25 protein-coding genes and 1 pseudogene are annotated in these 25,604 nt (G+C 56.2%); 14 read left to right on the top strand and 12 right to left on the bottom strand.

Going from position 1 to position 25,604, the window contains the following annotated elements:
• Positions 1-79: 79 nt before the first annotated feature.
• The gene (locus BLQ41_RS15600) at positions 80-1,651 is read right to left on the bottom strand and encodes a sensor domain-containing diguanylate cyclase (RefSeq protein ID WP_090182240.1); all 1,572 of its coding nucleotides are present in this window, start codon (positions 1,649-1,651) and stop codon (positions 80-82) included.
• A 294-nt stretch (positions 1,652-1,945) separates the two neighbouring features.
• Between BLQ41_RS15600 and BLQ41_RS15595 the strand changes: the two genes are divergently transcribed.
• Positions 1,946-2,410, top strand: a complete 465-nt coding sequence (locus tag BLQ41_RS15595; RefSeq protein ID WP_090182238.1) for a hypothetical protein — start codon at positions 1,946-1,948, stop codon at positions 2,408-2,410.
• A gap of 31 nt (positions 2,411-2,441) precedes the next feature.
• On the opposite strand, the gene BLQ41_RS15590 is transcribed toward BLQ41_RS15595, so the two are convergent.
• A complete protein-coding gene (locus BLQ41_RS15590; protein ID WP_090182237.1) occupies positions 2,442-4,184 on the bottom strand; it encodes a L,D-transpeptidase family protein in 1,743 nt (580 codons plus the stop codon).
• Positions 4,185-4,266: 82 nt separating this feature from the next.
• Here BLQ41_RS15590 and BLQ41_RS15585 point away from each other — a divergent pair, with 82 nt between their 5' ends.
• From BLQ41_RS15585 to BLQ41_RS15565, 5 genes and pseudogenes are all read left to right on the top strand, one after another.
• Positions 4,267-4,971, top strand: a complete 705-nt coding sequence (locus BLQ41_RS15585) for a murein L,D-transpeptidase catalytic domain family protein (protein ID WP_090182234.1) — start codon at positions 4,267-4,269, stop codon at positions 4,969-4,971.
• 107 nt (positions 4,972-5,078) lie between these two features.
• Positions 5,079-5,294: pseudogene (locus BLQ41_RS15580) on the top strand (twin-arginine translocation signal domain-containing protein); the annotation flags it as partial.
• Between the two features lie 230 nt (positions 5,295-5,524).
• Positions 5,525-5,929, top strand: a complete 405-nt coding sequence (locus BLQ41_RS15575; RefSeq protein WP_090182231.1) for a hypothetical protein — start codon at positions 5,525-5,527, stop codon at positions 5,927-5,929.
• Positions 5,930-6,027: 98 nt separating this feature from the next.
• Positions 6,028-6,297 carry a heavy-metal-associated domain-containing protein gene (locus tag BLQ41_RS15570; protein ID WP_090182229.1) on the top strand — a complete coding sequence of 90 codons (270 nt, stop codon included), beginning with the start codon at positions 6,028-6,030 and terminating at the stop codon, positions 6,295-6,297.
• 161 nt (positions 6,298-6,458) lie between these two features.
• On the top strand, positions 6,459-7,250 hold the full coding sequence (locus BLQ41_RS15565; protein ID WP_090182227.1) for a transporter substrate-binding domain-containing protein: 792 nt from the start codon (positions 6,459-6,461) through the stop codon (positions 7,248-7,250).
• Between the two features lie 107 nt (positions 7,251-7,357).
• Here BLQ41_RS15565 and BLQ41_RS15560 read toward each other — a convergent pair whose 3' ends face one another.
• The 3 genes from BLQ41_RS15560 to BLQ41_RS15550 form a co-directional block, all read right to left on the bottom strand.
• Positions 7,358-7,558 (bottom strand): hypothetical protein, encoded by a 201-nt coding sequence (locus BLQ41_RS15560; protein ID WP_090182225.1) that lies wholly within the window; start codon positions 7,556-7,558, stop codon positions 7,358-7,360.
• Between the two features lie 126 nt (positions 7,559-7,684).
• Complete coding sequence (locus BLQ41_RS15555) at positions 7,685-8,878, bottom strand: MFS transporter (RefSeq protein WP_090188583.1); 1,194 nt, start codon at positions 8,876-8,878, stop codon at positions 7,685-7,687.
• Positions 8,879-8,944: 66 nt separating this feature from the next.
• Positions 8,945-9,973: an alpha/beta hydrolase gene (locus tag BLQ41_RS15550; RefSeq protein ID WP_090182224.1), complete on the bottom strand. Its 1,029-nt coding sequence runs from the start codon at positions 9,971-9,973 to the stop codon at positions 8,945-8,947.
• A 192-nt stretch (positions 9,974-10,165) separates the two neighbouring features.
• Between BLQ41_RS15550 and BLQ41_RS15545 the strand changes: the two genes are divergently transcribed.
• Together BLQ41_RS15545 and dusA are read left to right on the top strand one after the other, a co-directional pair.
• The gene (locus BLQ41_RS15545) at positions 10,166-11,086 is read left to right on the top strand and encodes a LysR family transcriptional regulator (RefSeq protein WP_090182222.1); all 921 of its coding nucleotides are present in this window, start codon (positions 10,166-10,168) and stop codon (positions 11,084-11,086) included.
• A 197-nt stretch (positions 11,087-11,283) separates the two neighbouring features.
• Positions 11,284-12,294, top strand: a complete 1,011-nt coding sequence (dusA, locus tag BLQ41_RS15540; RefSeq protein WP_090182198.1) for a tRNA dihydrouridine(20/20a) synthase DusA — start codon at positions 11,284-11,286, stop codon at positions 12,292-12,294.
• Positions 12,295-12,345: 51 nt separating this feature from the next.
• Here dusA and BLQ41_RS15535 read toward each other — a convergent pair whose 3' ends face one another.
• Positions 12,346-13,179: an undecaprenyl-diphosphate phosphatase gene (locus BLQ41_RS15535; RefSeq protein ID WP_090182197.1), complete on the bottom strand. Its 834-nt coding sequence runs from the start codon at positions 13,177-13,179 to the stop codon at positions 12,346-12,348.
• Between the two features lie 498 nt (positions 13,180-13,677).
• On the opposite strand from BLQ41_RS15535, the gene BLQ41_RS15530 reads away from it, so the two are divergent.
• The 4 genes from BLQ41_RS15530 to BLQ41_RS15515 all read left to right on the top strand — a co-directional run bounded on the left by BLQ41_RS15530 (position 13,678) and on the right by BLQ41_RS15515 (position 17,649).
• Complete coding sequence (locus tag BLQ41_RS15530) at positions 13,678-14,418, top strand: winged helix-turn-helix domain-containing protein (RefSeq protein ID WP_090182173.1); 741 nt, start codon at positions 13,678-13,680, stop codon at positions 14,416-14,418.
• Between the two features lie 30 nt (positions 14,419-14,448).
• Positions 14,449-15,198 (top strand): EAL domain-containing protein, encoded by a 750-nt coding sequence (locus tag BLQ41_RS15525; protein WP_090182171.1) that lies wholly within the window; start codon positions 14,449-14,451, stop codon positions 15,196-15,198.
• A gap of 28 nt (positions 15,199-15,226) precedes the next feature.
• Positions 15,227-15,904: a winged helix-turn-helix domain-containing protein gene (locus BLQ41_RS15520; RefSeq protein ID WP_090182169.1), complete on the top strand. Its 678-nt coding sequence runs from the start codon at positions 15,227-15,229 to the stop codon at positions 15,902-15,904.
• Between the two features lie 350 nt (positions 15,905-16,254).
• On the top strand, positions 16,255-17,649 hold the full coding sequence (locus BLQ41_RS15515) for an undecaprenyl-phosphate glucose phosphotransferase (RefSeq protein ID WP_090182167.1): 1,395 nt from the start codon (positions 16,255-16,257) through the stop codon (positions 17,647-17,649).
• Positions 17,650-17,917: 268 nt separating this feature from the next.
• Here BLQ41_RS15515 and BLQ41_RS15510 read toward each other — a convergent pair whose 3' ends face one another.
• From BLQ41_RS15510 to galE, 6 genes are all read right to left on the bottom strand, one after another.
• Positions 17,918-19,996 (bottom strand): YjbH domain-containing protein, encoded by a 2,079-nt coding sequence (locus tag BLQ41_RS15510; RefSeq protein ID WP_090182166.1) that lies wholly within the window; start codon positions 19,994-19,996, stop codon positions 17,918-17,920.
• Entirely contained in the window at positions 19,993-20,760 is a 768-nt protein-coding gene (locus tag BLQ41_RS15505) for a capsule biosynthesis GfcC family protein (protein WP_090182164.1), read from the bottom strand. The genes BLQ41_RS15510 and BLQ41_RS15505 overlap by 4 nt, the downstream gene beginning before the upstream one ends.
• Positions 20,757-21,422: a YjbF family lipoprotein gene (locus BLQ41_RS15500; protein WP_090182162.1), complete on the bottom strand. Its 666-nt coding sequence runs from the start codon at positions 21,420-21,422 to the stop codon at positions 20,757-20,759. The genes BLQ41_RS15505 and BLQ41_RS15500 overlap by 4 nt, the downstream gene beginning before the upstream one ends.
• A gap of 14 nt (positions 21,423-21,436) precedes the next feature.
• Positions 21,437-22,546 carry a polysaccharide biosynthesis/export family protein gene (locus tag BLQ41_RS15495; protein ID WP_456239003.1) on the bottom strand — a complete coding sequence of 370 codons (1,110 nt, stop codon included), beginning with the start codon at positions 22,544-22,546 and terminating at the stop codon, positions 21,437-21,439.
• A gap of 86 nt (positions 22,547-22,632) precedes the next feature.
• The gene (locus BLQ41_RS15490; protein ID WP_090182159.1) at positions 22,633-22,878 is read right to left on the bottom strand and encodes a hypothetical protein; all 246 of its coding nucleotides are present in this window, start codon (positions 22,876-22,878) and stop codon (positions 22,633-22,635) included.
• Positions 22,879-23,013: 135 nt separating this feature from the next.
• Complete coding sequence (galE, locus tag BLQ41_RS15485) at positions 23,014-24,036, bottom strand: UDP-glucose 4-epimerase GalE (protein WP_090182157.1); 1,023 nt, start codon at positions 24,034-24,036, stop codon at positions 23,014-23,016.
• A 311-nt stretch (positions 24,037-24,347) separates the two neighbouring features.
• Between galE and galU the strand changes: the two genes are divergently transcribed.
• Both galU and BLQ41_RS15475 read left to right on the top strand, forming a co-directional pair.
• A complete protein-coding gene (gene galU / locus BLQ41_RS15480) occupies positions 24,348-25,181 on the top strand; it encodes a UTP--glucose-1-phosphate uridylyltransferase GalU (RefSeq protein WP_090182155.1) in 834 nt (277 codons plus the stop codon).
• Between the two features lie 54 nt (positions 25,182-25,235).
• Positions 25,236-25,601, top strand: coding sequence for a mannose-1-phosphate guanylyltransferase (locus BLQ41_RS15475; RefSeq protein WP_090182154.1), 366 nt, complete (start codon positions 25,236-25,238; stop codon positions 25,599-25,601).
• The last annotated feature ends 3 nt before the right edge of the window (positions 25,602-25,604 follow it).

Raw genomic sequence — 25,604 nt, 5'->3', positions numbered from 1 at the left:
ACGATCAAAACAGACGGATATGACAGGGAGACAAACGGCCAAAAACTGTTGCAAGCCTGAAACAAACACACGAAATTTATCAACGATCGGAGCGCATCAGCGCCTCCACCCCGCCTTCCATCGACAACACGGCTGCACGATTTCGCCCCGAATGCTTGGCCTGATACAACGCCGCATCGGCGCGTTCGATGAACACTTCGATGGTGTCGAGCGCGGTCGGCACAAACGCATAGCAGCCAAGACTGACCGTCAGATAGCCCGTCGGTGAACCACTGTGGGTGATGTTCTTGCCCATGACGCTGCGGCGGATCTGTTCGGCAATGACCAGCGCGCCATGAATGTTGGTGTCGGGCAGCAATACGGCAAACTCCTCCCCGCCATAACGCACCGCCAGATCGGCTTTTCGATGGCAGCAACTCTTGACGGCTCGCGCCACCTCAGCCAGGCAATGGTCCCCCGCCACGTGACCGTAAGCATCGTTGTAACGCTTGAAATAATCGATATCGAGCATGATCAGGCTCAACGAACTCGACTGCCGGGCACCCCGGCCGAACTCGATGTCCAACGCCTGCTCGAACAGCCGGCGATTGGCCAGCCCCGTCAGGCTATCGTGAGTGGCAATCAGCTTCAGCGCGTCCTTGGCCTTGCGCAAATCCGCCTCGACTCGTTCGCCGAGGCGCACCTGACGCACGAACACCCAACCGAACAAACCGATACCCATCAAAACCAGCGCCACGATCACGCTGGATTGAAACGCCGTGCCATACCAATCCTTGAGAATCGAATCCCTGGACGACGCCGCCGACACCACCAGCGGATAAGCATCGAGTTGACGGTAGCCATACAAGCGCACAGTGCCATCCACGACCGAGTTGATCATCGCGTTGCCGGCGGGCGCGTTGATCAAGTGTTTCTGAAAGATGTCACCCTTGGCCAACGATGAGCCGATCTGCGACTCCACAAACGGCCGGCGCGCCAGTAACGTGCCGTCGGTCAACGCCAAAAACATCGAACCGTTGTCATCGATGCTGAAGCTTTTGAAGAACTGATCGAAGTAGGACATTTTGATCCCGGCCAACAACACGCCCTGGAAGTTGCCGTTCTTGTCGTTCACCCGCTTGGAGACCGGAATGATCCACTCGCCATTCTGCCGACTGCGAATCGCCGGCCCGATGTGCGCGACCGTGGAGGCGTTCTGCTGGTGGAATTTGAAGTATTCCCGATCCGCAACGCCCGGGCCTCGGGGCATATCCTCGAACGAGGTGACAATCCACTGTCCCTGCTTGTCGAACAGGAAAATCCCGTGCAACTGCCCAAGCGCCTGCGCCCGCCGGGCCAAGGTTTTCTGTAAGCGAGGCCGTTGCGCGGTGCCGTAGCCATCGATCTGGATCCAGTCCACCAGACTGGTCAACACCAGATCGGCTTTCATTAAAGCGTCTTCGGCCTGCTGCGCCATTGCGCGAGTCAGGTTCGACGACGCCACTCGCGCCAATTCCAGATCGTGGCGGCGCGATTGCTCCAGCTGCAGATACAGAAGCGCACAGAGACAGAGGCACACCGTCACGATAAACAGCACCGCCGCCTTGAGCAGCGGCAACCGTTTCAACGCACCGCCCGGGGCTTGATCAGGGTCTTGAATGGGGATAGGCAAAAGCTCTTCCTGTAAGGGCAAGGCATGGGCAACGGCCCAAAGCCCTTATTTTTTGTGAGCTTAGTCTACGCAAGAGTGAGGGGCAATTGTCCTTTGGATAGCCGGTGCATCGCACTGTGCATATGCGCCCGTGTGATCTGGTGGAGTTTTTGTCCCTAGAGCTAGCGGTGTCGCAGAACAGAGCATTTGCCCAGAGATGATTTGTCACGATTGTGTAGCCGACATGACGCAGGGCAAAACCAGGGTTACGCTCAAGCAGCTACGATTACTCATAGACCACCACAGGGAATCGAAATGAGTAAGGCAGACGAACTCGCGGCGAAGTTGAAACAACGGCAGCCCCATGCTGAGCAGGTGATCGACAGTTGGCCGGGCCAGGTCTACGAGCTGTACCATCAGATCGAGGCGTGGCTGGTGCCCGTAACCGAAGTGGGCCTGGTCCTGCGGCGCAATCCCACTCATGTCTTTGAGCGCGATTTGGATGGTGAAACGTTCGACTATGCGATCGATCAATTGCTGATCGAGGGTAATGATCATCGCATCACTTTCGATCCTGTTGCGCGTTTCACCGAAGATGGTGCGGGCCGCGTGGAGATTCACGCCAAAAACAGGGAGCTTGCCCTACTGCGCACCGTAGGTGAACACGGCGAGACGCATTGGTGGTTGCAGGCGATTGAACATTACGGGCAACAACCGGATGCGGTGGCGTTGACCGAGCATAACCTGCTGGCGGTGGTGCAGGAGGGGCTAGAGCTCTGAGACCTGCGGGCGACCTCAAGGTCGCCCGCTACTACTGCCGTGCCGACGCCACTGAACCGACCGCCGAGTGCAAATCCAGCACGGGCATCGGCGAAGGCCGGTTCAGTGCCCGCAATACCGGTTCGTCGTACCCATACACATCAGGTTTGAACACCACTCGTCCGTCACTTCCCAGATCAACGGTCCAGTAGGCCAGCAACACCGGCACTTTGACCGGAAGCCGGATGTTCTCGGTCTTGCCGTTGGCCAACTGCTTTTGAATGCCTTCGCTGTTCCATTTAACCGGGTCGTTGAACAACAGCTCCACCAGTTGCAGCGGATTCTCTACCCGAATGCAGCCGGAACTGGTGGCGCGCACGGTTTTGGCAAACAGCTCGCGGTGCGGTGTGTCGTGAAGGTAAATCGAATACTCGTTGGGAAAACGGATCACCACTTGACCCAGCGAGCTGTCCGGTCCTGCGTCCTGGCGCAGGGTCAGCCCGCGCGGGTTGCTCCAGTCGACGGTCGAGGGATCAAGCACATTGCCTTCCCGGTCCAGCACGCGAATACGGTTGGCGGCCAGGTAGCCGGGATTGTTCTGGATCTTGGGCAGCACGTCCTCCTTGAGGATCGTCGGCGGCACGGTCCAGGTCGGGTTGAACGTGATGTAGCTAATCTGCGCCTGGAAGATCGGCGTGTTGCGCGCCGTTTTACCGACCTGCACCCGGGACCGCCAGATCGGTTGACCATCGCGGTACATCGCCACCTTATAGCCGGCGATATCGACAATGACGAAAGTGCCCTGGAGTTTGTAGAGCAGCCAGCGCGCCCGCTCCATGTTCACCCGCACCTGATCGATTCGCGCCTGCACGGGCACGTTCAGCGCGGCCAGAGTTGTCGCCCCGGCCATGCCGTCCGCGCCCAGGTATTGCTCGTTTTGATACTTTTTCACCGCCGCGGTGACGGCGCCGTCGTATTTCGTGCCGTGGATCAATCGAGGGTCGAGGAAACCGGCTGCGACCATCCTCGCGCGCAACTGCGCGACAGCCGGTTCGTCCATGCCCGGTTTGAGCGAATGGTCCACCGCCACTTTCGGCCAACCGCCCCGATCCCGAATACCACGCAATTGCGCCAGGGCCTGACGCAAGCCGACGTACACCGCCTCTTGCGGCGGCGCTAGAGCAAACGCCTTCGCCACGTCGTGATGGTCGAGCGCGGCGAAGAAGGTGTTGACGTCGTCACGGGGGTCGACGCCATTGGAATCAAAATTCCAGTGGATATCGAGCCGCGAAGGATCGACCTTACCCCGGCGCAGCTGCAACAGCGCGGTGATAAACGTATGCGTGGTCGCCACATCGAACGCCGCGCGTTGCTCGGGCGTTACCGGGGTCGCCTGTATAGCGGCGTGGGAGCGGACCAACTCATCGACATGAAAATCCGCGGGGATCAAGCCATCGGCGTCGGTCGCGTTCAGGCTGGCGATCAATTGTGCGACATCGCTGTCATCGGTCCACGCGGCGCGATAAGCACGGTGCGTATAAAAATCCATGACCAGACGGCTGACGTCCACCCGCCGATAGCGTGGCGCCGTGAGCAGCGGTGGGAACGCGCTTTTCAAGGGCTCGAGCGACGCCTGAATCGATTGAGCGACGTTATCGTCCGCTGCCGCCTCGATAACGGAGATAGGCGCATCTACAGGCTCAATCGGCGAAGTTTCCGCAAAGGCCGTGCCGCTGATCAGAAAGCCCATAAAAAATATGCGGCTTATGAAGAATAACCTTGTTAAAAGCACCATGAATAATCCTTAATCTCCCGCATTCAACGTCCAGCTTTCAATGCCCCTGCTAGACTCGAACTTAACATGATGAGACATCTATATGGCGCCACTACGTTTTGGCTATCTACTTGCGGGCCTGCTTTTGACTGCAATGTCCGTACCGTCAGCCTACGCCGATTCGCTCTCCGCCGCCCTCATCAAAGCGGCTCCGAACGCTAACGCCAACGTCATCAACCTCGCCGTTCGCGCTTCACAATGCAGCATCGCTCAAGGCGCTGGCCCGGTGCAAAGACTGGCGATCATCGATTATTCGCTGCCTTCGACCGAACAACGCCTGTGGGTGTTCGATTTAAAGAAGCGCAAGTTGCTGTTTCATGAACTCGTCGCCCATGGACGCAACAGCGGCGAAAACATGGCCGTCAACTTCTCCAATCAAAACGAGAGCTTTGCCACCAGTCTCGGCTTATATCGTACGCAACAGAGCTATGTCGGACAAAACGGCTACTCGTTGCGCATGGAAGGCCTGGAGCCTGGTTTCAATGACAACGCGTTTGACCGTGCAATCGTCATCCACGGCGCACCTTACGTCAGTCCGGTACTTGCCCGCATCAACGGGCGGATCGGCAGGAGCCTCGGTTGCCCCGCCGTCCGACCGGCGGTAGCTCGTCGACTGATCGATTCGATGAAAGATGGGCAGCTTCTGTTTTCCTATTATCCGGATCAGCGCTGGCTGAAGTCCTCTTCGTACATCAATTGTGGCAGCGGCACGATGGCCTCAGCCGGCAAAAACACCGTGCGCAAGTAAACCCGGCGTGAACCTGTCAAAACTGTAATCCCCGCCTCAGACTTCTGAAAGGCAGCGCTCGTTAGCCTCCCCGTCAACTTCCCAAGTTGACGGACCGGGTAAACGGCATGCACTCCAGCACCACAAGACGCACCTTCGTTAAAGGCCCGGCCGCGAGCGGATTGCTCGCCGGCCTCGGTTTATGGCGCACGCCTGTCTGGGCGGTTACCAGCCCTGGCGAACCTCAGGTGCTAGCGGGCACCGAGTTCGAGCTGTCGATCGGCGAAACCGCGGTCAACATTACCGGCAATCCGCGCACCGCCATGACCACCAACAGTAGGGTTGGTCGCCTGGCTGGGGACTTTAAGCCCGCAAATGAGCGAAAACTAACGCAAAGGGGCGTCACTTGATATGGATCAATGACAGCCTTTCGCTCAGGACTAACCTCAAGATATCCCTCTTGGATCGGGCTCGATTCAACGATTAAAACCCACCTGCGCGTGCCGGCTAGCCGTCCTTACGTTTTGGTTGCGCCTCTCTGGCGCGTCACGTCCCTGACTCCCTGGAGATTGCCATGCACAAGCACCTCAAATCCGTCGTCGCCGCACTGCTCATCAGCAGCCCATTAATGGCCATGGCCCTCGACGAACAGTCCTCCGACACAGCGCCCACCACTCCGGCCGCCACCTCTCAAGCCGCGCCCGCACAAGACAAGGCCATGAGCGAACAGATGCAGAAAATGCGGGCGGCCCACGAAAAAATGGCCGCTGCCAAAACCCCTGCCGAACGCCAGATCGCCATGCAGGAAGGCATGGCAACGATGAAGGACAGCATGGGCATGATGCACAAAAACTGCGAAGGCATGAGCATGGGCAAAGGCATGTCCGGCAGCAAGGACGGCCCAGACCAGATGATGGGCATGATGATGAAAATGATGGATCAGCAGTCGAGCATGATGAAGATGCCAATGAGCAACTAACGTGCTGAAACAAGCGCTTGACCTTGCCATCGTGGCAAGGTCAACCATCGATCCATGTCATCACATCAACGCTACTCACGGCAAAAGAGGTACACGCAATGAACGGTACTGAACTACAAGTCGAAGGCATGAGCTGCGGCAGCTGCGTCAAACATGTCAATGCTGCGTTGCAACCGCTTGCCGGAGTGGGGGAAGTGACGGTCGATCTGGCGTCCGGCCGGGTCAAAGTGACCGGCAACACCGACAGCGATGACCTGTTGTCGGCACTGAAGGAGGCAGGGTATCCGGCAAGCGTGCGGGCAGTACAAACACCCGAACCCGTACAGAAAAAGTCGGGGTGCGGCGGTTCCAGCTGCTGCTGTCGCTGAGTCCGAACGGCAAGGGCCACATCGCGTCCAGACGGGACACACTGTTGAAAAAAGGGCGCTCCCACAATGAGCGCTCTTTTTCGTCATGGATGACAGCCGAGAAACTGTTTTACTACACTCCCCTTCCTTCACCCCCACTCCATCACAAAAGCCCGCCAGAAATGAAAACCATAACAAGCACAATGATGCTAGGTGGCCTGCTTGCATTGTCCCTCAGTGCTCAGGCAGCGGAAGGCCCCTCGCATCTGGACAGCGTCATCCAGCAAGGCCAATTGCGGGTTTGCACCACGGGCGACTACAAACCCTATACCTACAAAGCCGAAGACGGCGAATACTCGGGCATCGACATCGCGATGGCTCGCACGCTGGCCGACAGCCTCGGCGTCAAGGTCGAGTGGGTGCAGACCACCTGGAAAACCCTGATGCCCGACATGCTGGCGGGCAAGTGCGATATCGGTGTCGGCGGCATCTCCGTCACGCTGGAACGCCAGAAAAAAGCCTTCTTCAGCACCACGTTGGACGTCGACGGCAAGATCCCGCTGGTGCGTTGCGAAGATCAGGCGCTGTACCAGACGGTCGAGCAGATCAACCAGCCTGCGGTTCGCCTGGTTGAACCGGCCGGCGGCACCAACGAAGCGTTTGTCCACGCCTTTCTTCCCAAGGCGCAGTTAAGCCTTCACGACAACGTGACGATCTTCCAGGAGCTGCTGGACAAGAAGGCCGACGTGATGATTACCGATGCGTCGGAAGCGCTGTACCAGCAGAAACTCAAACCCGGTTTGTGCGCGGTGAACCCGAGCCAATTCATGCAGTACGGCGAGAAAGCCTACTTGCTACCCCGTGATGACATCACCTGGAAGTTGTACGTCGATCAGTGGCTGCACCTGACGAAGGTCACCGGCAACTACCAGAAAATTCTGGGTCAATGGATCGCAACGCCCGCCTCCAAATAGCCGCAACATGCGCGATCCCCGCAGCCTGCGTCCGACTGCGCGGTGGTCGACGGGGCATCAGGCAATGACGTGAGCAGGCCAGATTTCCCCCGCCGTCGCGTCACACCTCAGTCATCGTGCAACAAACCCGAACTGTACTGACTGAAACTGTTGCCGATTGCACTTCCACCGAACTTCAACTGGTTGGCACCATGGCCGTCGAAAGATTGGCAACCTTGTGAAAAACACGTGTTGGTACTCACGCCCGAGCAAGCGCTCAACAGCAAAGCACCGGCGATCATCACGACTTTGAGGAGGTTCGGGATCATTTTTCAGTTTCCTGTGGGTTCGACGCGTGGCCATACGAATGTGCGCACTTCATCCTAGGCCGCAAATGCGTCAGACAAGATGAAATCTGACGGGTCGACAGGATCTGTTCAGCTGCTGCGGCATTGTCATCGCAATGACGGCAAATCCGATCTCGATACAAACAATGCGAGCACCGCAGCCAGTAAAAGAAATACTCCACTTGCGATGAACGTTGCCTGGTAGCCAACTCCGTCATAGAGCAAACCGCCCACCGTCGCGCCGAGCGTGATCGCCAACTGAATCACCGCCACCATCAGGCCACCTCCGGTTTCGGCATCGTCCGGAAGCGTGCGCGATAACCATGTGAACCAACCGACAGGTGCACACGTAGCAATCAGGCCCCACATGCCCAGCAGGACGGCGGTCGCCCACATCGAGCTGCCAAATACGAGTAGCGCCGCAGCAATCCCCGACATCAACAATGGGATGATCATCAGCACTCGATGAAGACTTGTGTTCAACACCGAGCCGATCACCATGGTGCCCAGCAATCCGGCCATTCCGATAATCAGCAATAGCAGGGAGAGTCCAGACACATCAACGCGGGTCACCAACTCCAGGAATGGACGCAGATAGGTGAACAACGCGAACTGCCCCATAAACAAAAATGCCACTGCGGCCATGCCCAGCGAGACTTTGGCGTTAGCCAGTAGCCGAAACACATCCGTTACGGAGCCAGACTCATTTTGCCCAGGCATTTTCGGCAACGTAAATGCTTGCCAACAGAGCGCCAACGCGGCGAGTGGAACCACGCAGAAAAATGCACCTCGCCAGCCGATCAGCCCACCCATGTAACTGCCAATGGGAGCCGCGACAGCCGTTGCGAGTGCCGTGCCGCCCTGAATCAAAGCGATAGCCTTAGGCACAAAATGCTCAGGTGCAATCCGCATCATGACGGCAGTCGACATCGACCAACTGCCACCAATAGCGATTCCCAAAATGGCTCGGCCCACCATCAGTGTCGAGTAGTTCGGGGCAAAGGCGACGAGCGCGCCTGAGGCAATCATCAAGCCGGTCAGGAAAAGCAAAACGGGCCTTCGGTCGAGTCGACGGATGACTGAAGAGATGAAGAGACTGGTGACGACCGCGAAGAGGCCTGAGATGGAAATCGCTTGTCCGGCCTGCCCCTCCGTCAGGGCAAGATCAGTCGCAATCGGTGTGAGCAAGCTCACCGGCAGAAACTCCGAAGTCACCAGGGCAAAGGCGCACAGAGACATCGCGAGGACGGCTCCCCATACCTGTCGACTCGCGGCCTGGATAGGAAAGGTGGTGCTGCTCATGATTTTCTCCAACACGAAAAGCTCCAACGCCAGCAAGGAGCACGTGGCGTCGGAATCGTCTTTTGGTCACTTAAGGTGGGTTCGGAAGAACGAGGTCAGCTTGGCAAACGGAATAAGATCGACCCGGTCATAGAGATCCACGTGGCCTGCACCTGGAATGATGACAAGCTCTTTGGGTTGGCCGGCCAGTCGATAGGCCTCTTCACTGAACTCACGCGAGTGAGCATTTTCACCGGCAATGAACAGCATTGGGCGCGGCGAGATCGTCTCGATATCGTTGAACGGATAGAAGTTCATGAACTTGGCGTTGCTGGTGAGCGTCGGATGAGTGGTCAGTAACGGTGACTGACCTTTGGGTGTGAACTCACCGCGTGGTGTGCGGTAGAAATCGTAGAACTCGCGCTCGATGGGGTTGGATGTGTCAGTGAGCTCATGGACCGTTCCGCTGGTGTACTGGGTTTCGCCACCTGTGAACTCGACATATCGCTGCTCGGCAGCAGCGGCGATAGCTTGCTTCCTCTGCTCGACAGTGACGGAATGCTTCAAGCCGTTTCGGTTGGCTGCGCCCATGTCGTACATGCTGACCGTGGCAACGGCCTTCATCCGAGGGTCGATCTTGGCCGCGCTAATGACGAAGCCGCCGCTACCACAAATGCCCAGGACGCCTATGCGATTGCGATCAACAAATGTCTGTGTGCCGAGGTAATCCACTGCAGCACTGAAGTCTTCAGCATAGATGTCTGGCGCAACCGCATTGCGCGGTTGCCCCTCACTTTCGCCCCAGAACGACAGATCGATAGCAAGTGTCACGAAGCCCTGCTCCGCCAGTTTCTGGGCATACAGGTTCGAACTTTGCTCTTTGGCCGCCCCCATGGGATGGCCAACGATGATTGCCGCACTTTTGCTACCGGGCTTCAGATCTTTAGGGACAAACAGATTGCCTACCGTGTTCATCCGGTACTGATTTTTGAAGGTCACCTTTTGCATCGTGACCTTCTCGCTTTTGTAAAAATTATCGGCTCCGTTGGACATGTCTGCTCCCAGTGCGCAGAGCGACGCCATCAGAAGGCCGAGCAACAAAACCAGGTTTCTCATGAGGTGCTTCCATCAGTGAGTAGGTGCTGATCGACCTGCTTTCCAGGGTCTGAATCAGCGAGTGGTATGAGCAATACCTGTAGCGACAGGCGAGGCTTGCCCTATTCTCTGGGAATACGTCATGCTTGATAATCTAATGAAAGCTTGTTGAAGTTATAAGCACAGCTAATCAATCCGGATAGGCGGGCTTCGATGTCACGACATAACCTGAACGACCTTCTGGCCTTTGTGACGGTCGCCAGAGAAGGCAGCTTTACCCGAGCGGCCGCCCATCTGGGTGTCACGCAGTCCGCCCTGAGCCAGACGATTTCCGCACTTGAAAAACGGCTGAAAATTCGCCTGCTTACGCGCACCACTCGTAGCGTTTCGCCGACCAGCGCAGGTGAACGCCTGATGCAGGCCATCGGTCATCGTTTCGACGAAATCGAGTTAGAGCTGGATGCTTTGACGGAGCTTCGTGACAAGCCTGCAGGTACGGTGCGCATTACCTGCGGAGATTTTGTCCTGAAGACCATCCTGCTTCCGCGACTCACTCCACTGCTCCTCGAATACCCTGACATCAAGGTTGAGTTTGATATCAACTATGGCTTCCGGGACATCGTCGCTGACCGCTTCGATGCGGGCATCCGATTTGGTGACACCGTCGATAAAGATATGATCGCCGCTCCAATCGGACCTCAGGTACGGATGGCCGCTGTGGCATCGCCTGCGTATTTCGCACGCAAGGGCATGCCCAAAAAACCGCAGGATCTGGTGAATCACCAATGCATCGACATACGCTATCCAACCCTTGGCGGAGTTGACGCCTGGGAATTCGAAAAGCGTGGTCGAAAGCTCAACGTGCGTGTCACGGGCCAGGTCATTGTGAACACCAGCGCCCATGTCCCGGCGGCGGCAGTCAACGGCTTGGGTATCGCCTACTTGCCGGAAGAAGAATTTGCACCGCATCTTGAGGATGGCCGCCTGGTACGCGTCCTGGAGGACTGGTGCCCTCTGTTTTCGGGTTATCACCTGTACTACCCAAGTCGTCGCTTGCCAACACCCGCCTTTTCGCTAGTGCTGAACGCTCTACGTGGAGAGTCTTTGGAAGACATGCCGAGGCATGTCTCCTGATATGAGTTGAGTCGACGTTGGGTGCCTGGAGCGACAGTTAACGGGCGCTGTTGATGATTTGGCCGTTTCAGCTGTACGTTCCCGTGCCGGGGCGGCCTGTTTGCGGGCGAATGTCCGGCACTCTTGGTAAACTGGTGACCCTTTGTTTTCAGGCGGACTAAAGACGCCTGAAAACGACCCAGAATGCGCAGAGAAAAATGCTAGCTAAAACTGTGACAACCCCACAAAACACAAGCACTGCGCTGTCTCGGCGGTTTAGTGTTGCGCCGATGATGGATTGGACAGACCGCCACTGCCGGTTCTTCCTGCGCCTGCTCTCAAAACACGCGCTCCTCTACACCGAAATGGTCACCACCGGCGCGTTGCTCAACGGCGATCACGAGCGTTTCCTGCGACATAACGAAGCCGAGCACCCGCTTGCGCTGCAACTTGGCGGTAGCGTTCCGCTGGACCTGGCCGCGTGCGCGCGCATGGCTCAGGAACATGGTTATGACGAGGTCAATCTGAATGTCGGCTGCCCGAGTGATCGGGTGCAGAACAACATGATTGGTGCGTGCCTGATGGGGCATCCGCAGTTGGTGGCCGATTGTGTGAAGGCGATGCGCGATGCGGTGTCGATTCCGGTGACGGTAAAGCATCGGATCGGGATCAACGGGCGCGACAGTTACGAGCAGCTGTGTGATTTCGTCGGCACGGTTCGGGATGCCGGGTGCACGAGTTTTACCGTGCATGCGCGGATTGCGATTCTGGAGGGGCTGTCGCCGAAGGAAAACCGTGACATTCCGCCGTTGCGTTATGACGTGGCGGCACGGCTGAAGGCGGACTTTCCGGAGTTGGAGATCATTCTCAACGGCGGAATCAAGACGCTGGAGGCCTGTCATGCGCATTTGCAGACGTTTGACGGCGTGATGTTGGGTCGTGAGGCTTATCACAATCCTTATGTGATGGCTGAAGTGGACCAGCAACTGTTCGGCAGTACAGCCCCGGTGATCAGTCGGGCCGAAGCGCTGGCCCAGTTGCGCCCTTATATCGCCGCGCACATTGATGCGGGTGGTTCGATGCACCACATCACCCGACATGTACTGGGATTGGGCACCGGATTTCCGGGGGCGCGCAAGTTCCGGCAATTGTTGTCGGTGGATATTCACAAGGCGAAAGAGCCTTTGGCGTTGCTGGATCAGGCAGCGGCGCTGCTTGAAGGGCGTTAAAAACTATCCGCGTTACCACCAGGCTGTTGATCGACAGCCTGGTGGTTAGTGTCAGAGCGCTGCAGCTTCAGTCCAGTTGACCCAACCGAACAGCCATGTAGCCAGAATCAACAACCCAAAGACGATCCGATACCAGGCGAATGCGGCGTAACTGTGGCTGGCGATGAACTTGAGCAAGCCGCGCACGGCGATCATGGCGAAAAAGAACGCGGTCACGAAACCCAGGGCAAAGACTGGCAGGTCAGCGGCCTGGAATAGATCCCGGTACTTGTAGCCTGAGTAGATCGCCGCACCGACCATGGTTGGCATGGCCAGGAAGAATGAGAATTCGGTGGCGGCCTTGCGTGACAGGCCGAACAGCAGCCCACCGATAATGGTCGAGCCGGAACGCGAGGTGCCCGGTATCATCGCCAGGCATTGGGCGAAGCCGACTTTAAGCGCGTCAGTCCAGCGCATGTCGTCAACATGGTCGACATACACCACGTGCTCCCGCCGTTCTGCCCACAACATGACGATACCGCCTACAACCAAAGCCACCGCGACGGTAATTGGGTTAAACAAATATTCATGAATCTTGTCGGCGAACAATACGCCCAAGACAACAGCCGGTATAAAGCCGATCAATACGTTGAAAGTAAAACGTTGCGCGTTATGTTGCGTTGGCAAGCCTTTGATAATCTCGAAGATCTTGCGCCGAAACTCCCAGACGACCGCCAAAATGGCGCCCAGTTGAATAATGATGTTGAACGCCATCGCACGTTCACCGCCGAAGTCGAGTAAGTCCGCGACAATAATCTGGTGCCCTGTACTTGATATGGGCAAAAACTCCGTCAGCCCTTCGACCACACCCAATATCAATACCGCCACTGTCGTCCAAAAATCCATTAGTTCCTCTCACTGACAAAAGCACATCAACTGATCTGCTTAAGATGTGTCGCCAACGAGAAATTAAAACGCATCCAGCCACGTATTAAAACTTAATGTTATTAAATGTCCAGCCACCCCTTATCAAGAGGGATGTTATATAACAACAAACACGAGTTATAGGGGAGCCGAAGAAACGCCAAAACCTCTCTTCCAACTAGACCTGCCGTGGCCATTATTAACGTCCTTGGAAATCGGTATGTAACTGAATGTGTGAGCCGCGTGTAACGTTCATTGTTCTGGAAAAGCGAGAGATCACGAAAAAAGATGGCACAATGACACTCTTTTGCCATCCACGTGCTGCATGCCGGAACCGCGAAGAATCACGTCGTAGCCCCCTGCAATGTTAAAAAATATGTGATGACCGCTGGAAAATTCCGTGAAATGTTACCAATTGTCAGTCACAAATGAGAATTGGTGCTTTAACATCCAAATGTCAGCACCCAGCCGAGTCAAAGCATGATGCTTACAGGGAAAATAACGACGACCCGCCACAACCACGTGAAGGAGGTGCCAGGCATTCTCACCATGGGGCGGACCCATTCAATAGCAGAGGATTTTAGAACTTTAGTTGCCAGCCACATTGCCCGTGATATACCCGTCGATACAATGTGCTACAACAACCCATTTAGAAAAAACAGGAATACTCATTCGTATCGCGCAATCTTCATTGTGATTGACAGCCCCCAGGTGTTTATTGAAAGCCTTGCGCTGGTAGAAAGTATTCGCGCCCACAACCAGGCCAGTATCATATTTGTAGCGATCACAGGAAAAGGCACTTACAACAAGATGAAATATTATCTTGCCGGCGCCGACCACTGCGTTAAATTCACGACTTTACCGAGTGAAAACTGCGACGTACTTGCTGATTTTTTCGACAGTGCAGAGTGGCAGAAGAAGCACAGCTTGCTTCTCGATCCGACGCGCATGTGCCTGATTGGAGATTATAAAAAGCTGGACGTTTCGTTTCCCGAAATGAAAATTCTTGAAGCATTTTCTGAAACCAGAAACCAAATATTGAGCCACGACGAAATCGCCAGAATCATGGGGCTAAATATAAATTTTTATGACCCAAGAGCCTTGGAAAAATCGATAAGCCGCCTTCGCGGCAAAATAAAAGGCATGTACGGCACCAACGCCATTCAAAGTATTCGTGGTCATGGATATCGTCTAATCAGGGGTCTGATCGCGACCGCTTGACGAGTTAACAAGCAAGGGAGTTATTGCATTATGAACGCACCGGGGAGCGCGTCTTACGTCTATCCTGCGAGTCATTATTTGTCTCGACAATTGATCCTCACTCGCGATGACTGCCCTTTTGGCAGCGAGATCAGAATACAGTTTGACGACCTTCAGGCTCAGCCCACTCCTGCACGGGTGAACCCGATGAGCGGACTTTACAGTGAAGTACTCACGCAAACCCGGCAGATTGCCTGCTCGCTTAAAGATCGCAATACCTCAAGCGAAAGCAAGTACCTGAGCCGTCGATTCGTCTGCGTCAGGCAGTCGGATCTCGCCAGCTCCGCCCTCGCTGAAGAGCTGATCCAGTGCGGCGATGCGCTGGGAAATCTTGGCCAGACGCTGGTGATCGCACTCAATGAGCTACCCCTCTCGGCGGTCAGCTTCGTCGAAAAAAAGAAAATCCTCAACAACCTGTACCTGTTGAAAGATCACGGCATTGAAATCGCCTTCGACAATTACAACATCGACGATGAAAGTATCGAGATGTTTACAACCCTGAATTTATTCGACTATATAAAGATCCCGCTTTCAACCCTAGACTTGAGTCTTAAACTCACTGGCAACCCAGAACTTTTCAATCGACTCCACGAACGCATGACGATGCTGACGCATACCACAAAAGTTGCATTTATTGCGGACAGAGTGGAGCAAGCTGCTAGCCATATACTGGCTCGCGCATTGCCGTTTGAATACTTTCAAGGGAGCCATTACTCCCCTGCCGACATCCTATTAAACTGAAATCGAGCGTACCCTTCAGGAGAGAGACATGGAAAGCAGTACACCCCTCCCCAGAAAATACTTTGTCGTCGTTACCCACAGCCCGGCATTACAACTTGAGCTTGAAGCCTTACTCTCGAGCGAGCGATATAACTCATTCGGCACGTCACAGGCAAAAATGTTTGTCGAAGGTGTTACCCTTCCCTCTTCAACGCCCAAACTCATGGAGTTTATCTCCCCTCATCTGGACATAAATGTCCCGCCTGTTATCAAACATGACACTCAGCGCATACTCTCGACATTTGAGTCCGAGTGGTTAGCCGCGCAATCCGACACATCTTTTAATAACATCACTTCACCGACAGGTGACACTCGGGACGAGTCCGTCTCAATGAATGTGAAAGCTCACTATCCGTGCTCGGACGCCTGGCAACTGAGCAACGGTAATGGCGCGCTGATCAAAGATGATGTCGAGATTGTCTTGACCGGTCTTGAGGCGACGCTGGTCGAGAAAATGCTCCACCATGATGATCGAGTGGTCAGCAAAGATGATCTGATTCGCAGCATTGGCAGAGAACCCGAGCACTATCGCGGTCTCGAAATGTGCCTCAGTCGATTACAGGAAAAATTTAAAAATGCCAGTAATGGCGAGCGCCTTTTCCGCGCAGTTCGAAACCGTGGCTATTGCCTGATACAGAAAATCACCCGAGGGAAAAATAACATCTGAGCGACTAACAATCCTTTTGATAGTGCACTACAAAAATAAGAAAGCACTTCATGACTCTACCCCCTTCATGCCCCTGATTTATTTCATACCGACCGGCCTTGCGCCCCCTCTTTAATTATCGACCATTTCTAACACCGTTCATAAATCGCAATAGAAACAGCAACTAACACTCCGTTAGAAGTCGTCAGACTGCTTTTAGATCGATCAATTAATCTATTCACTGACGAGCGCGCCGCACAGTGGCGTTTCGATCGTCAACGCGGCGCCATCCTATAAAAACAATAACGCTGATTTATCAACTTTGGCTGTTGTCTGTCGACGCGCAAATGGACGTATTTTGGGGATATCGCATGGTTAACAATCTTCGTATCAATCGAAATACCCACCTCAAAGGACTGACCTTCTGGGGACAGTGGGCATTGGGTCAGGGCTATGTAACGGCCCTGTTGTTTTTATTGGTTTATTACCAGACCGGAACGCTGGAGTTTTATTATCGAGTCTGCGCCATTCTGACGGTATTGGCCTCGGTACCCGCTTATACATGGTGTGGCGTCTATGCCAAGAAGGACAACTACCTGGCGGGATTGGGACGTTTGCTGATGGGCTGGTCAATGACACTCGCGGCATTGGCCTGCGTGGCGTTTATCTGCAAGGCTGATGAGCTGTTTTCACGCGAGATCATCCTGGTATGGGCGGCAGTCGGTTACCTCGGGCAAGCGCTGCTGTACGTGCCATTGCATGGATTCTCGCAATACTATCAACGGTCACTTCAGAGCGAGCATAAAACCCTGATCGTCGGCACAGGCGAGTTGGCATTGGGGCTCGCCAGAAAGCTGCGCAGCCTTGAGCACTTTCCGCTGGTGGGTTTGGTCAGCACGGACACCACGCTTCCGCTGGGCTTGGGGGCACCGCGTATCGTCGGTCCTCAGGAACAACTGCTGGAGTTGATAAAAGCCCACGACATCCGTCGTTTGTACATAACACTACCCCTGAGCGAAGCGGCAAAAATCGAAGCCATGTACATCGATCTGCTGGGGGCCAATGTCGATGTGGTCTGGGTGCCGGATTTGAACAGCCTGACGCTGCTCAATCACTCGGTACGGGTCGTGGACGGTTTGCCGGCGATCTACTTGAACGAAAGCCCACTGACCAGCCAGCCCACCGCCGCACTGAGTAAAAGCCTGTTGGAAAAGAGCGTGGCGCTGTTGGCCATTGTCCTGCTCAGCCCCCTGCTGTTGCTGATTGCCCTGGCCGTGAAACTCAACTCTCCAGGGCCGGTGTTCTTCAAACAGGACCGTCACGGATGGAATGGCAAGGTGATCCAGGTCTGGAAGTTCCGCTCGATGCGCGTGCACGACGACCATGAAGTCAAACAAGCCAGTCGAAACGACTCGCGGATCACCGCGGTCGGAAGGTTTATCCGCCGTACCTCGCTGGATGAGTTGCCGCAACTGTTCAACGTGCTGCAAGGCCATATGGCCCTGGTGGGTCCACGTCCGCACGCGGTTGCGCACAACGATTACTACTCCGGAAAAATTCTCGCCTACATGGCCCGTCACCGAATCAAACCGGGGATTACCGGCCTGGCTCAGATCAACGGATGCCGCGGCGAGACCGACACCCTCGACAAGATGCAGAAACGCGTGGAAATCGACCTCAAGTACATCAACAACTGGTCGTTGTGGCTGGACCTGAAGATCCTGGTGAAGACACCGTTCACCCTGCTCTCCAAAGACATCTATTGATGGCTTGGTGACCGGGCGCAGCAGAATGACAAGGGGACGCAAGTCCCCTTTTTCGTGGGCGTCTATCAAGCTTTGCCGACCTATCAAGACCATTGACCGAGCGTGACTAGACCGCTGCCGAGGGATCTGGCTGACGGTTCTCAGTGGGGCGGGATAACGCAGCGAACGCTGCACAGAAGAGGCTTTACCGTACGACCTTCAGGGCATGGCCCTTACGGTTGAATGCATCGCGAGCTACAGCACTGATCGCCCTGTAGCCCGCTCGCTTTCACTCAGTGATCTTGTCGAAGTTGCGGTAGAACATGTCGCTGTCACGGCTATCGGTCATGGAGTGTAGATAGTAGCTGCGATTGAGCCGCGCGCCACCGTCCCGGGTCAGGGGTGACCAGACGATATTCGCTCGACGCATCGTCGACATGCTCATGAGTTCGTCAAAAGGAATCGAAAGGTAGATGCCTTTGTCGAAGCTGCCTTCGCCATATTCTGCTGTGGTTGCAGTGGTCAACGTGGCCCAGGCACCGAATCGCACGCCATTGGCAAACTCCCGCGACAGGTCGATCGTGGTGCCCCAATCCCGAGCCAGGTAACGTCCAACGCTGACGGCTGCCTGGGTATCAAAAGGCAAATCTGTGTAGCCGGTGATGTGGCCTGTCACGGTCGAGTAATCCCGCAGGCCAAAGCCCTGATTGAACTCGCGCTGACGCACGTAGTTCAGGTCCGCGCCCACCGACCAGCGCTGGCCCGTCGGACGAAACAGCACCTCACCGCCAACGCCGGCGAACATCGATTCCAAATAACCGCCGTAGACCATGCCAAACAGGTCTTTATCGAGCTGCTCGGCATGGCTGAGCTGGAACGTCGGCATGGTGACGTCAGAGGTCGTCAGGTACTTGCGCAGGTCGGTGCGCACTCGGGGCAAGCCACTTGGCGCGTCGTAGGTGAAGTGGTCGTAGTTGTTCGCCAGATTGGCGCTGAGCATGCCGCTCCACCAAGTGTTGCGCGTGAAGCGATACTCGGCGTCCGCATCGACGCTCAATTGATAGAGCAAACCATCGGGGCCACCGATGTTCTGTTTGTAGCCCAGCCCGACACCGTAGTTGAACGGATCACGCGCTGCGGTATAGAGCGTGGTCTCGGTATGGGGCATCGCCGCATTGACCTCGGTGCTGCGGTGCAGGGTTTGTAGCGTCTCCTCATTGTTGACCACTTCGCGAAAGGTCTCGCGCGGCACGCTGGTTTCCTCCAGCGGCATGTCGTAGCGCTTGTTCACCAGGGTGAACCAGTCGATGTCGTCGTTGACGCTGTTGTCCAGAATCCGGCTGGCGCGGCCGACCGCTTTTGCCGCATAGAAATAATTCGTCTGCTCGCCATACACAAACAACTCTGAGCCGCGCTGGGTAATGCGCTCGACGTTGTAGCCGGCGTTTTTCTGCAATCGTTGCGACACGTTGGCCCAATTGACCTGGTCCGGCGCCGTGTTGGGTGCGTGTGCCGGCAGACGCTCCGCCGGCGGATCGTAAGTCTTGGCCGGCGCCTTGCGGCTGACGAAGTTGGTGTGCAAGGTGATGCCGAACATCGCAGTATTGCCGCGTTCCCAGCCAGCGCTCAGATCAACCGAATCGGTCAGCTTGAACACCGCGCCCAGGTTGATGGGCGAGTCTTGCTTGATCACGTTGTCCTTCGGTTCGTTTTTATAGTCGTTGCCTTCGTACTCGAGTTTCAGGCTGAGCGGCTCCCAGGGAGTCTGGTAGGTCACGCCGCCAAACAACGAGGGACGTCCACGGAAATAGGCATTGGTGTTGACGTCACCGGTGCCCTCGCCGTCCGGCCGGGTCTTGAAGCGATCATCCGCCCAACCCAACGGGTTTTCGAAATCGCCTCGATTGCCGATATAGCCCCAGGCAATGCCCGCGCTGAAATCGAAGTCGTCATAGCGTTTGTTGGCGACCAGGAACTCGCTGGAGAACAGACCTGTGCCGCCCACGTCGCGAAAACCCAGGGCCACATCAGGTGCCCAGTGGGTTTCTTGCCACAGGCGCACCTTGAGGTCCACGGCCTTGTCTTTATAGCTCTGGTCGCCGCTCAACGATTCGGGACCGTACCTGCGGTTGGTGATGGCGGTGTAGCGAAACGAGCCTTCCAGCCATTCAAACGGCTGCAATGAAACGCTGTAGCGACTGTAGGGGCTGGTCCGACTGGCGTTCACACTCAACTCGCCGGCCGGGGCCATTCGGGCGGTCGGCGTCTGCATCAAGCCCACGCCGCCGAAATCACTCTGAGTCAATCGCGGCTCTGCGTGAGCCAGACCACACGGCAATAACAACACTGCTGCAAAACGTAAATTCAAGGAACCACCTCAGCCAGTTGCGTGGCAAGAAATTCGGCCAACTGCTGATTCAGTTCAGGTATAGGCGGATTAAGATCATCGTTTTTGACGGGGACCAGGATCTTGCTGCCCGCGGCAGGCACCTGACCGCTTTCGCGATTCCACGGCGCGATGCCGACCCGTCGGGTGATGCCATCGGGCTGAATGATCCACAGGTAATCGGCTTCGGCGTCGCCGCTCAGCGGAGAACACGCTTGCAAGTAATCACGAGCCTCTTGCATCGGGCGATACGCGAGCTCGCACGGTTCGGCGACCGCGCCCAACACTTCAACCACATTCGAACGCATCGGGTAGATCAGGCTGTCGCCGTCATCGAGGCGAAAGTTGCGCGCGAACCCAACCTCGACCGCGACCGGGTCCAGCACGGCCACCTGACGCCCGGTCACCGGCAAGCGACTGACGTGCTCGTACATCTGCAGCGCCAGTGCCGCGCGGCTGGGGCGATCAAAGAGCAACGCTGTGCGCTGCAGCACTTTCAAATCGAACAAGACGCCGGCTTTGAGCCGGGTCTGCTCTTCGAGCAGCGACCGTCGCAGCCAGGCCGCCGCCAGCCAGTAGCCTTCAGGATTGGGCCGCGCCAAGCGCATCACATCCAGCGCGCGGCCACCGGGTTGCAGGTCGACCGGCCCCGGATGGCCGACGTCGCCATCGACGCTGACCGCCGCCTGACTCGTGCCTCCCGCGACCCACAACAGACACGTGCATAACACCTTTGAAAGCTTCAACGGACCGCCCCGCGTTCAGCGGTCAACTGCACGATCTTCACCCGCAATTGCGTCGTCAGTTGCTGCTCACTTTGCAGGATGAAACCACTGTCGGGATCGACCCAAAAATGATTAGTCGCGCGCAGGCCGATCGCCGGCGCATCAATCTGCTCATCGACACGCAGCACAGCGTATTCCTTGTCCAGAATCCTGATGGTTTCCATGGCTTGGCGGGTGAAGCGACTGTTCACCGCTACTCCCACTTCGTAGCCGTGATAGAGATCGATCCAGCGCTGGCTGGTGTAACCGTCGGGCAGCCGATGAAGGCCTTGCCTGAACGGCGAGACCGCGTCAAAACGGGTCCCGTCCAGATCACCAGCAAAGCCCAGACCGACACTGCGAACCGCCAGTCCATCGCGCAGCATCAGCACTTGCTTGCCGGACGCGACCCAGTACTGCAAGTCGCCTCGGGCGCGCACCATTGCCAACACCCCGACGCCGGACGGGGTGGTCAACTTGAGTTGGGGGTATCGAACCTCGGCCACTTGGGCCGGGGTCAGTTCCAGGTCGTCGGGTCCGCTGGCCACGGCTTTGAAGTTCGCCAGCGTGGCCTTCATCAGGGGATTACATCCACACAACAGCAAGGCCGCCATCAAGCAGACGCTAACGTTCAACGTTCTCACAGTGGGACCAGGCCTTATCTGCTGTTGGCTTCACTTAAATTGTTTTGTGCCGCTGCGCCCATACCGAGAATCGAGGCGGATGGCACCAACTGACTGATGAAGCGGTTCCAGCGGGTGACGTTGGCAGGGCCCACGTAGACAATGTCTTGCGGGCGAACATCGAAGTGAGTGGCGAGCGCCATGGCGGACGGCGACTCAGCTTGCAACTGATAGATTTTTGCAGGTTCTACATCAAGGTTTTCCACACCCCGGATGACGTATACGGCGTTGCCGTTCGACGTGGTCTGGTTCAGGCCACCGACCGAGCCGATGACGTCAGACAGGTTCATGGTGCGGGTCCTGAAGGTCAACGCGCGCGGCTGATTGACCTCGCCCATCACGTAAATCTTTTTGCTGTCGTTGTACGGCAGGTACAACTGGTCGCCGCCCTTGAGGTAGACCTTTTGCAGCTCGGCATCCTGTTGATTGATCGCATCGAGATTCAGCGGGTACACCCGCCCGTTGCGCGTCAACAGCAATCCGGACAAGTCGGCATTCACCGGGTCGATGCCGGCCGAACCCAAGGCTTCGACCACATTGAGCGCATTGGTGGAAATCGCTTGCGGACCGGCTTTCAATACGGCGCCCGAGACCACTACTTTCTGACTGGCAAAGCGCAGCACAGCGACATCCACTTGCGGGTCCGAGATGAAAGTCGACAACTTCTCGGCGATATCGGATCGCAGTTGCTGGACGGTCTTGCCGGCGGCCTGGACTTCTTTGATGTAGGGGTAATAGAGCGTGCCGTCGGAACGAACCAGGCGGCCGTTGGCATCGATTTGCTGTTGCGCCCCCGAGGGGGCGGTCAGTTCCGGGTGATCCCATACCGTGATGTACAAGACATCGTTGTTACCGATGCGGTACTCCTCGGGCGGGGTCAACAATTCTGCGGGCAGTGACTCATGTTTCTGCGTGGCCCTGTCCATGGCGATGAGCTTGGGAGTAATCGGAATAAGCTCGACCCGACTGCTTTCGCTGGCACCTTCACGCGTAATCTCGCTGGTACTCAGATGTTGACCCGGAGAAAACATACAACCTTGCAAAGCAATACTTGCCAGCATTAAAAATGGAACACTACGAATCATAATGGCACTACGCTATTCAAGGGCAAACCCAAAACAAGATCGCCCAGTGTTAGCCGGGCAATCTTGTATGACACCTGCGATATTTATCAGTTACTTGTGCCGGTCGTCCCGGTAGTGCCCGTTGTCCCGGTGCTGCCGGTTGTTCCGCCATTGGAACTTCCGCCGCTGTTGGACGCGGCCACGGCAGCGGCCACCAATGCGGTGCTGGCCAGCGCCGCTTGGCCAGCCGTCACGTCACCCACAACTTTAGTGTCCAGGGTGAGCGCCTCTTCCGCGGCGAGTGCCCAGCCGCTCGTCATGGACAACAAGGCAATTAGCATTATCTTTTTCATATCAAACTCCTTCCGGCGTGTTCTTTATATCTACGGACTTGCCGGTGCTGTTTCCAGTCAATTTTCCCGACCTTAATTAACATCACTGCCGGATATAACAATCGGGCTGAAAACACCGCGTTGAACGCACGCCTATCAGCCTTGATCGAGGTATCCCCTGGGATGGTTCGATTGCCAGCGCCAGGTGTCCGTCATCATTTCCTGCAAACTGCGCGTGGCCTTCCAACCCAGTTCCTTCTGCGCCTTGGAGGAATCGGCCCAACACTCGGCGACATCGCCCGAGCGGCGCGGCATCACGCGATAAGGCACCGACCGCCCCGAGGCCTGCTCGAATGCCCGTACCACCTGCAGCACGCTGTAACCATCGCCGGTGCCGAGGTTCCAGACATTGATTCCGCTGCGCGTCGAGATCGATTGCAGTGCCTTGAGATGCCCGTCCGCCAAGTCCACCACATGAATATAGTCGCGCACGCCGGTGCCATCGACCGTGGGGTAATCGTCGCCGAATATCGACAGTTCCTGCAGACTGCCGACTGCGACCTGGCTGATGTAAGGCACCAGGTTATTGGGAATCCCGCTAGGATCTTCACCCATATGCCCACTGGCGTGAGCGCCGATCGGGTTGAAGTAACGCAACAGCGCGATGCTCCATTTCGGCTCTGCCGCGCACAGGTCACGCAACACGTTTTCGATGATCAGCTTGGATTGCCCGTAAGGATTGGTCGGCGTGCCCGTGGGGAAATCCTCGCGAATCGGCATTTGCTCGGGCGCGCCGTACACCGTGGCCGACGAACTGAACACCAGCCGGAACACACCGGCCGCGGCCATCGCCTGGCACAGCGTGATGCTCCCGCAGACGTTGGATTCGTAATATTCAAGCGGCTTGCGCACGCTCTCGCCGACAGCCTTGAGGCCGGCAAAATGCAGAACGGCATCAATGGAATGCTGCTGAAAAATCCGGTCCAGCAAGGGTCTGTCGCACACGTCCCCGTGAATCATTAACGCGGATTTCCCGCAGATGGCTTCTACCGCGTGCAGCGCGGCGTCAGAGCTGTTGCACAGGTTGTCCAGCACGACCACTTCGAAGCCCGCTTCAAGCAGCGCAAGTGTGGTGTGAGAACCGATATAACCGGTTCCACCCGTTACCAGAATCTTCATAGAGCGGTCCATAGTGGGGGTATTTAAGTGTTCAACTGTCCGGCGCCGGGTATATAACCTCCGGCACACATCACACAGTGACGCCCACTACTTATTAGCACCTCACCCCAACTAACACTATTAACAGAGACCGACCAAAAATAACTAAAACCGTGCAGGACCGACAACTAATAACATTTACAAAGTTACAAGCGTGCCACTAATTGCCATGAAACCACTGCTGGGGTATTAAAGTACAAACGCTGTATTACATCGATATTCACAGTTCCGTCTTTTGTGATCTGTGAACAATGACTTTCCAGGAAATATCTATGATTCGTAAATGCTTGTTCCCCGCCGCTGGCTATGGCACGCGCTTCTTGCCTGCTACCAAAGCAATGCCAAAGGAAATGCTGCCGATCGTCAACAAGCCTTTAATTCAATACGCCGTTGAAGAAGCTCGAGATGCCGGCTTGCAGCACATGGCAATTGTGACTGGCCGGGGCAAACGTGCACTGGAAGACCATTTCGATATCAGCTATGAACTGGAACACCAGATTCGCGGCACCGAAAAAGAGAAGTTTCTGGCCGGCACCCGCGAGTTGATTGAAACCTGCACTTTCGCCTACACCCGCCAGGTCGAAATGAAAGGCCTGGGCCACGCGATTCTCAGCGGGCGCCCCTTGATCGGCGATGAACCATTTGCCGTCGTGCTGGCCGATGACTTGTGCCTGAACCTGCAAGGCGACGGCGTCCTGGCGCAGATGATCAAGCTCTACAAAAAATTCCGCTGCTCGATCGTGGCCATTCAAGAAGTCCCCCGTGATCAGACGCACAAGTACGGCGTCATTGCCGGCGAACTGATTTCCGAAGGGATCTACCGGGTCAACAGCATGGTCGAGAAGCCGGCCCCTGAGGATGCGCCGTCCAACCTGGCAATCATCGGCCGCTACATTCTGACCCCGGACATCTTCGACCTGATCGCCGACACGCAACCGGGCAAGGGTGGCGAAATCCAGATCACCGACGCACTGATGAAGCAGGCGCAAAATGGCTGCGTGCTGGCCTACAAGTTTGAAGGCCTGCGCTTTGATTGCGGTGGTGCGGAAGGCTATATCGACGCGACCAATTTTTGCTATGAGCAGCTGTACCTCAACGGTCTTTAAGCACTGCTCACCCTGCGCATCCGTCATCGAACCCATTCATCCAGGCAGGCCACTATGACCACCGCAAAACGCTCGGCAGACATCGAACCGAAGGCGAGCAACTTCGCAGTGATGGCCTGGCTGGGCACCAGCCTGCTGGTGGAGCGTATCGGGGTGTTTCCCTCGTCGGGCGATCTCCTTCGCCCGGTCAAGGAGTTGCTTCCCCTGCTCGCTCACCTGAAGAGCCTGTACGTTCACCAGGCGCTGGATATCGAGGAGCACAACGGACTTAAAATGATATTCAACGACTGGCGATTCCGGGTTCGCCCCCACGACAGCGACCCGGTTGTCGTGATCACGATTGAAACACGCTGCGATGCGGATCTGATGCCGTTGAAAACCGCAGAGCTGCTGGGTCATCTGGAGCATTTTGAGCGGTGACGA

Origin of the sequence: Pseudomonas arsenicoxydans (genome assembly GCF_900103875.1) — a bacterium.
Taxonomy (GTDB): Bacteria; Pseudomonadota; Gammaproteobacteria; order Pseudomonadales; family Pseudomonadaceae; genus Aquipseudomonas; species Aquipseudomonas arsenicoxydans.
Note: the sequence above shows the minus strand (reverse complement) of the source record. Positions and strands in the feature narration are given on the sequence as shown.

What these genes read in the sequence shown, in the direction of transcription:
- BLQ41_RS15595 (WP_090182238.1), top strand. Translation starts at nt 1,946, where the DNA reads ATGAGTAAGGCAGACGAACTCGCGGCGAAGTTGAAACAACGGCAGCCC.
- BLQ41_RS15590 (WP_090182237.1), bottom strand. Translation starts at nt 4,184, where the DNA reads ATGGTGCTTTTAACAAGGTTATTCTTCATAAGCCGCATATTTTTTATG.
- BLQ41_RS15585 (WP_090182234.1), top strand. Translation starts at nt 4,267, where the DNA reads ATGGCGCCACTACGTTTTGGCTATCTACTTGCGGGCCTGCTTTTGACT.
- BLQ41_RS15575 (WP_090182231.1), top strand. Translation starts at nt 5,525, where the DNA reads ATGCACAAGCACCTCAAATCCGTCGTCGCCGCACTGCTCATCAGCAGC.
- BLQ41_RS15570 (WP_090182229.1), top strand. Translation starts at nt 6,028, where the DNA reads ATGAACGGTACTGAACTACAAGTCGAAGGCATGAGCTGCGGCAGCTGC.
- BLQ41_RS15565 (WP_090182227.1), top strand. Translation starts at nt 6,459, where the DNA reads ATGAAAACCATAACAAGCACAATGATGCTAGGTGGCCTGCTTGCATTG.
- BLQ41_RS15560 (WP_090182225.1), bottom strand. Translation starts at nt 7,558, where the DNA reads ATGATCCCGAACCTCCTCAAAGTCGTGATGATCGCCGGTGCTTTGCTG.
- BLQ41_RS15555 (WP_090188583.1), bottom strand. Translation starts at nt 8,878, where the DNA reads ATGAGCAGCACCACCTTTCCTATCCAGGCCGCGAGTCGACAGGTATGG.
- BLQ41_RS15550 (WP_090182224.1), bottom strand. Translation starts at nt 9,973, where the DNA reads ATGAGAAACCTGGTTTTGTTGCTCGGCCTTCTGATGGCGTCGCTCTGC.
- BLQ41_RS15545 (WP_090182222.1), top strand. Translation starts at nt 10,166, where the DNA reads ATGTCACGACATAACCTGAACGACCTTCTGGCCTTTGTGACGGTCGCC.
- dusA (WP_090182198.1), top strand. Translation starts at nt 11,284, where the DNA reads ATGCTAGCTAAAACTGTGACAACCCCACAAAACACAAGCACTGCGCTG.
- BLQ41_RS15535 (WP_090182197.1), bottom strand. Translation starts at nt 13,179, where the DNA reads ATGGATTTTTGGACGACAGTGGCGGTATTGATATTGGGTGTGGTCGAA.
- BLQ41_RS15530 (WP_090182173.1), top strand. Translation starts at nt 13,678, where the DNA reads ATGATGCTTACAGGGAAAATAACGACGACCCGCCACAACCACGTGAAG.
- BLQ41_RS15525 (WP_090182171.1), top strand. Translation starts at nt 14,449, where the DNA reads ATGAACGCACCGGGGAGCGCGTCTTACGTCTATCCTGCGAGTCATTAT.
- BLQ41_RS15520 (WP_090182169.1), top strand. Translation starts at nt 15,227, where the DNA reads ATGGAAAGCAGTACACCCCTCCCCAGAAAATACTTTGTCGTCGTTACC.
- BLQ41_RS15515 (WP_090182167.1), top strand. Translation starts at nt 16,255, where the DNA reads ATGGTTAACAATCTTCGTATCAATCGAAATACCCACCTCAAAGGACTG.
- BLQ41_RS15495 (WP_456239003.1), bottom strand. Translation starts at nt 22,546, where the DNA reads ATGATTCGTAGTGTTCCATTTTTAATGCTGGCAAGTATTGCTTTGCAA.
- BLQ41_RS15490 (WP_090182159.1), bottom strand. Translation starts at nt 22,878, where the DNA reads ATGAAAAAGATAATGCTAATTGCCTTGTTGTCCATGACGAGCGGCTGG.
- galE (WP_090182157.1), bottom strand. Translation starts at nt 24,036, where the DNA reads ATGAAGATTCTGGTAACGGGTGGAACCGGTTATATCGGTTCTCACACC.
- galU (WP_090182155.1), top strand. Translation starts at nt 24,348, where the DNA reads ATGATTCGTAAATGCTTGTTCCCCGCCGCTGGCTATGGCACGCGCTTC.
- BLQ41_RS15475 (WP_090182154.1), top strand. Translation starts at nt 25,236, where the DNA reads ATGACCACCGCAAAACGCTCGGCAGACATCGAACCGAAGGCGAGCAAC.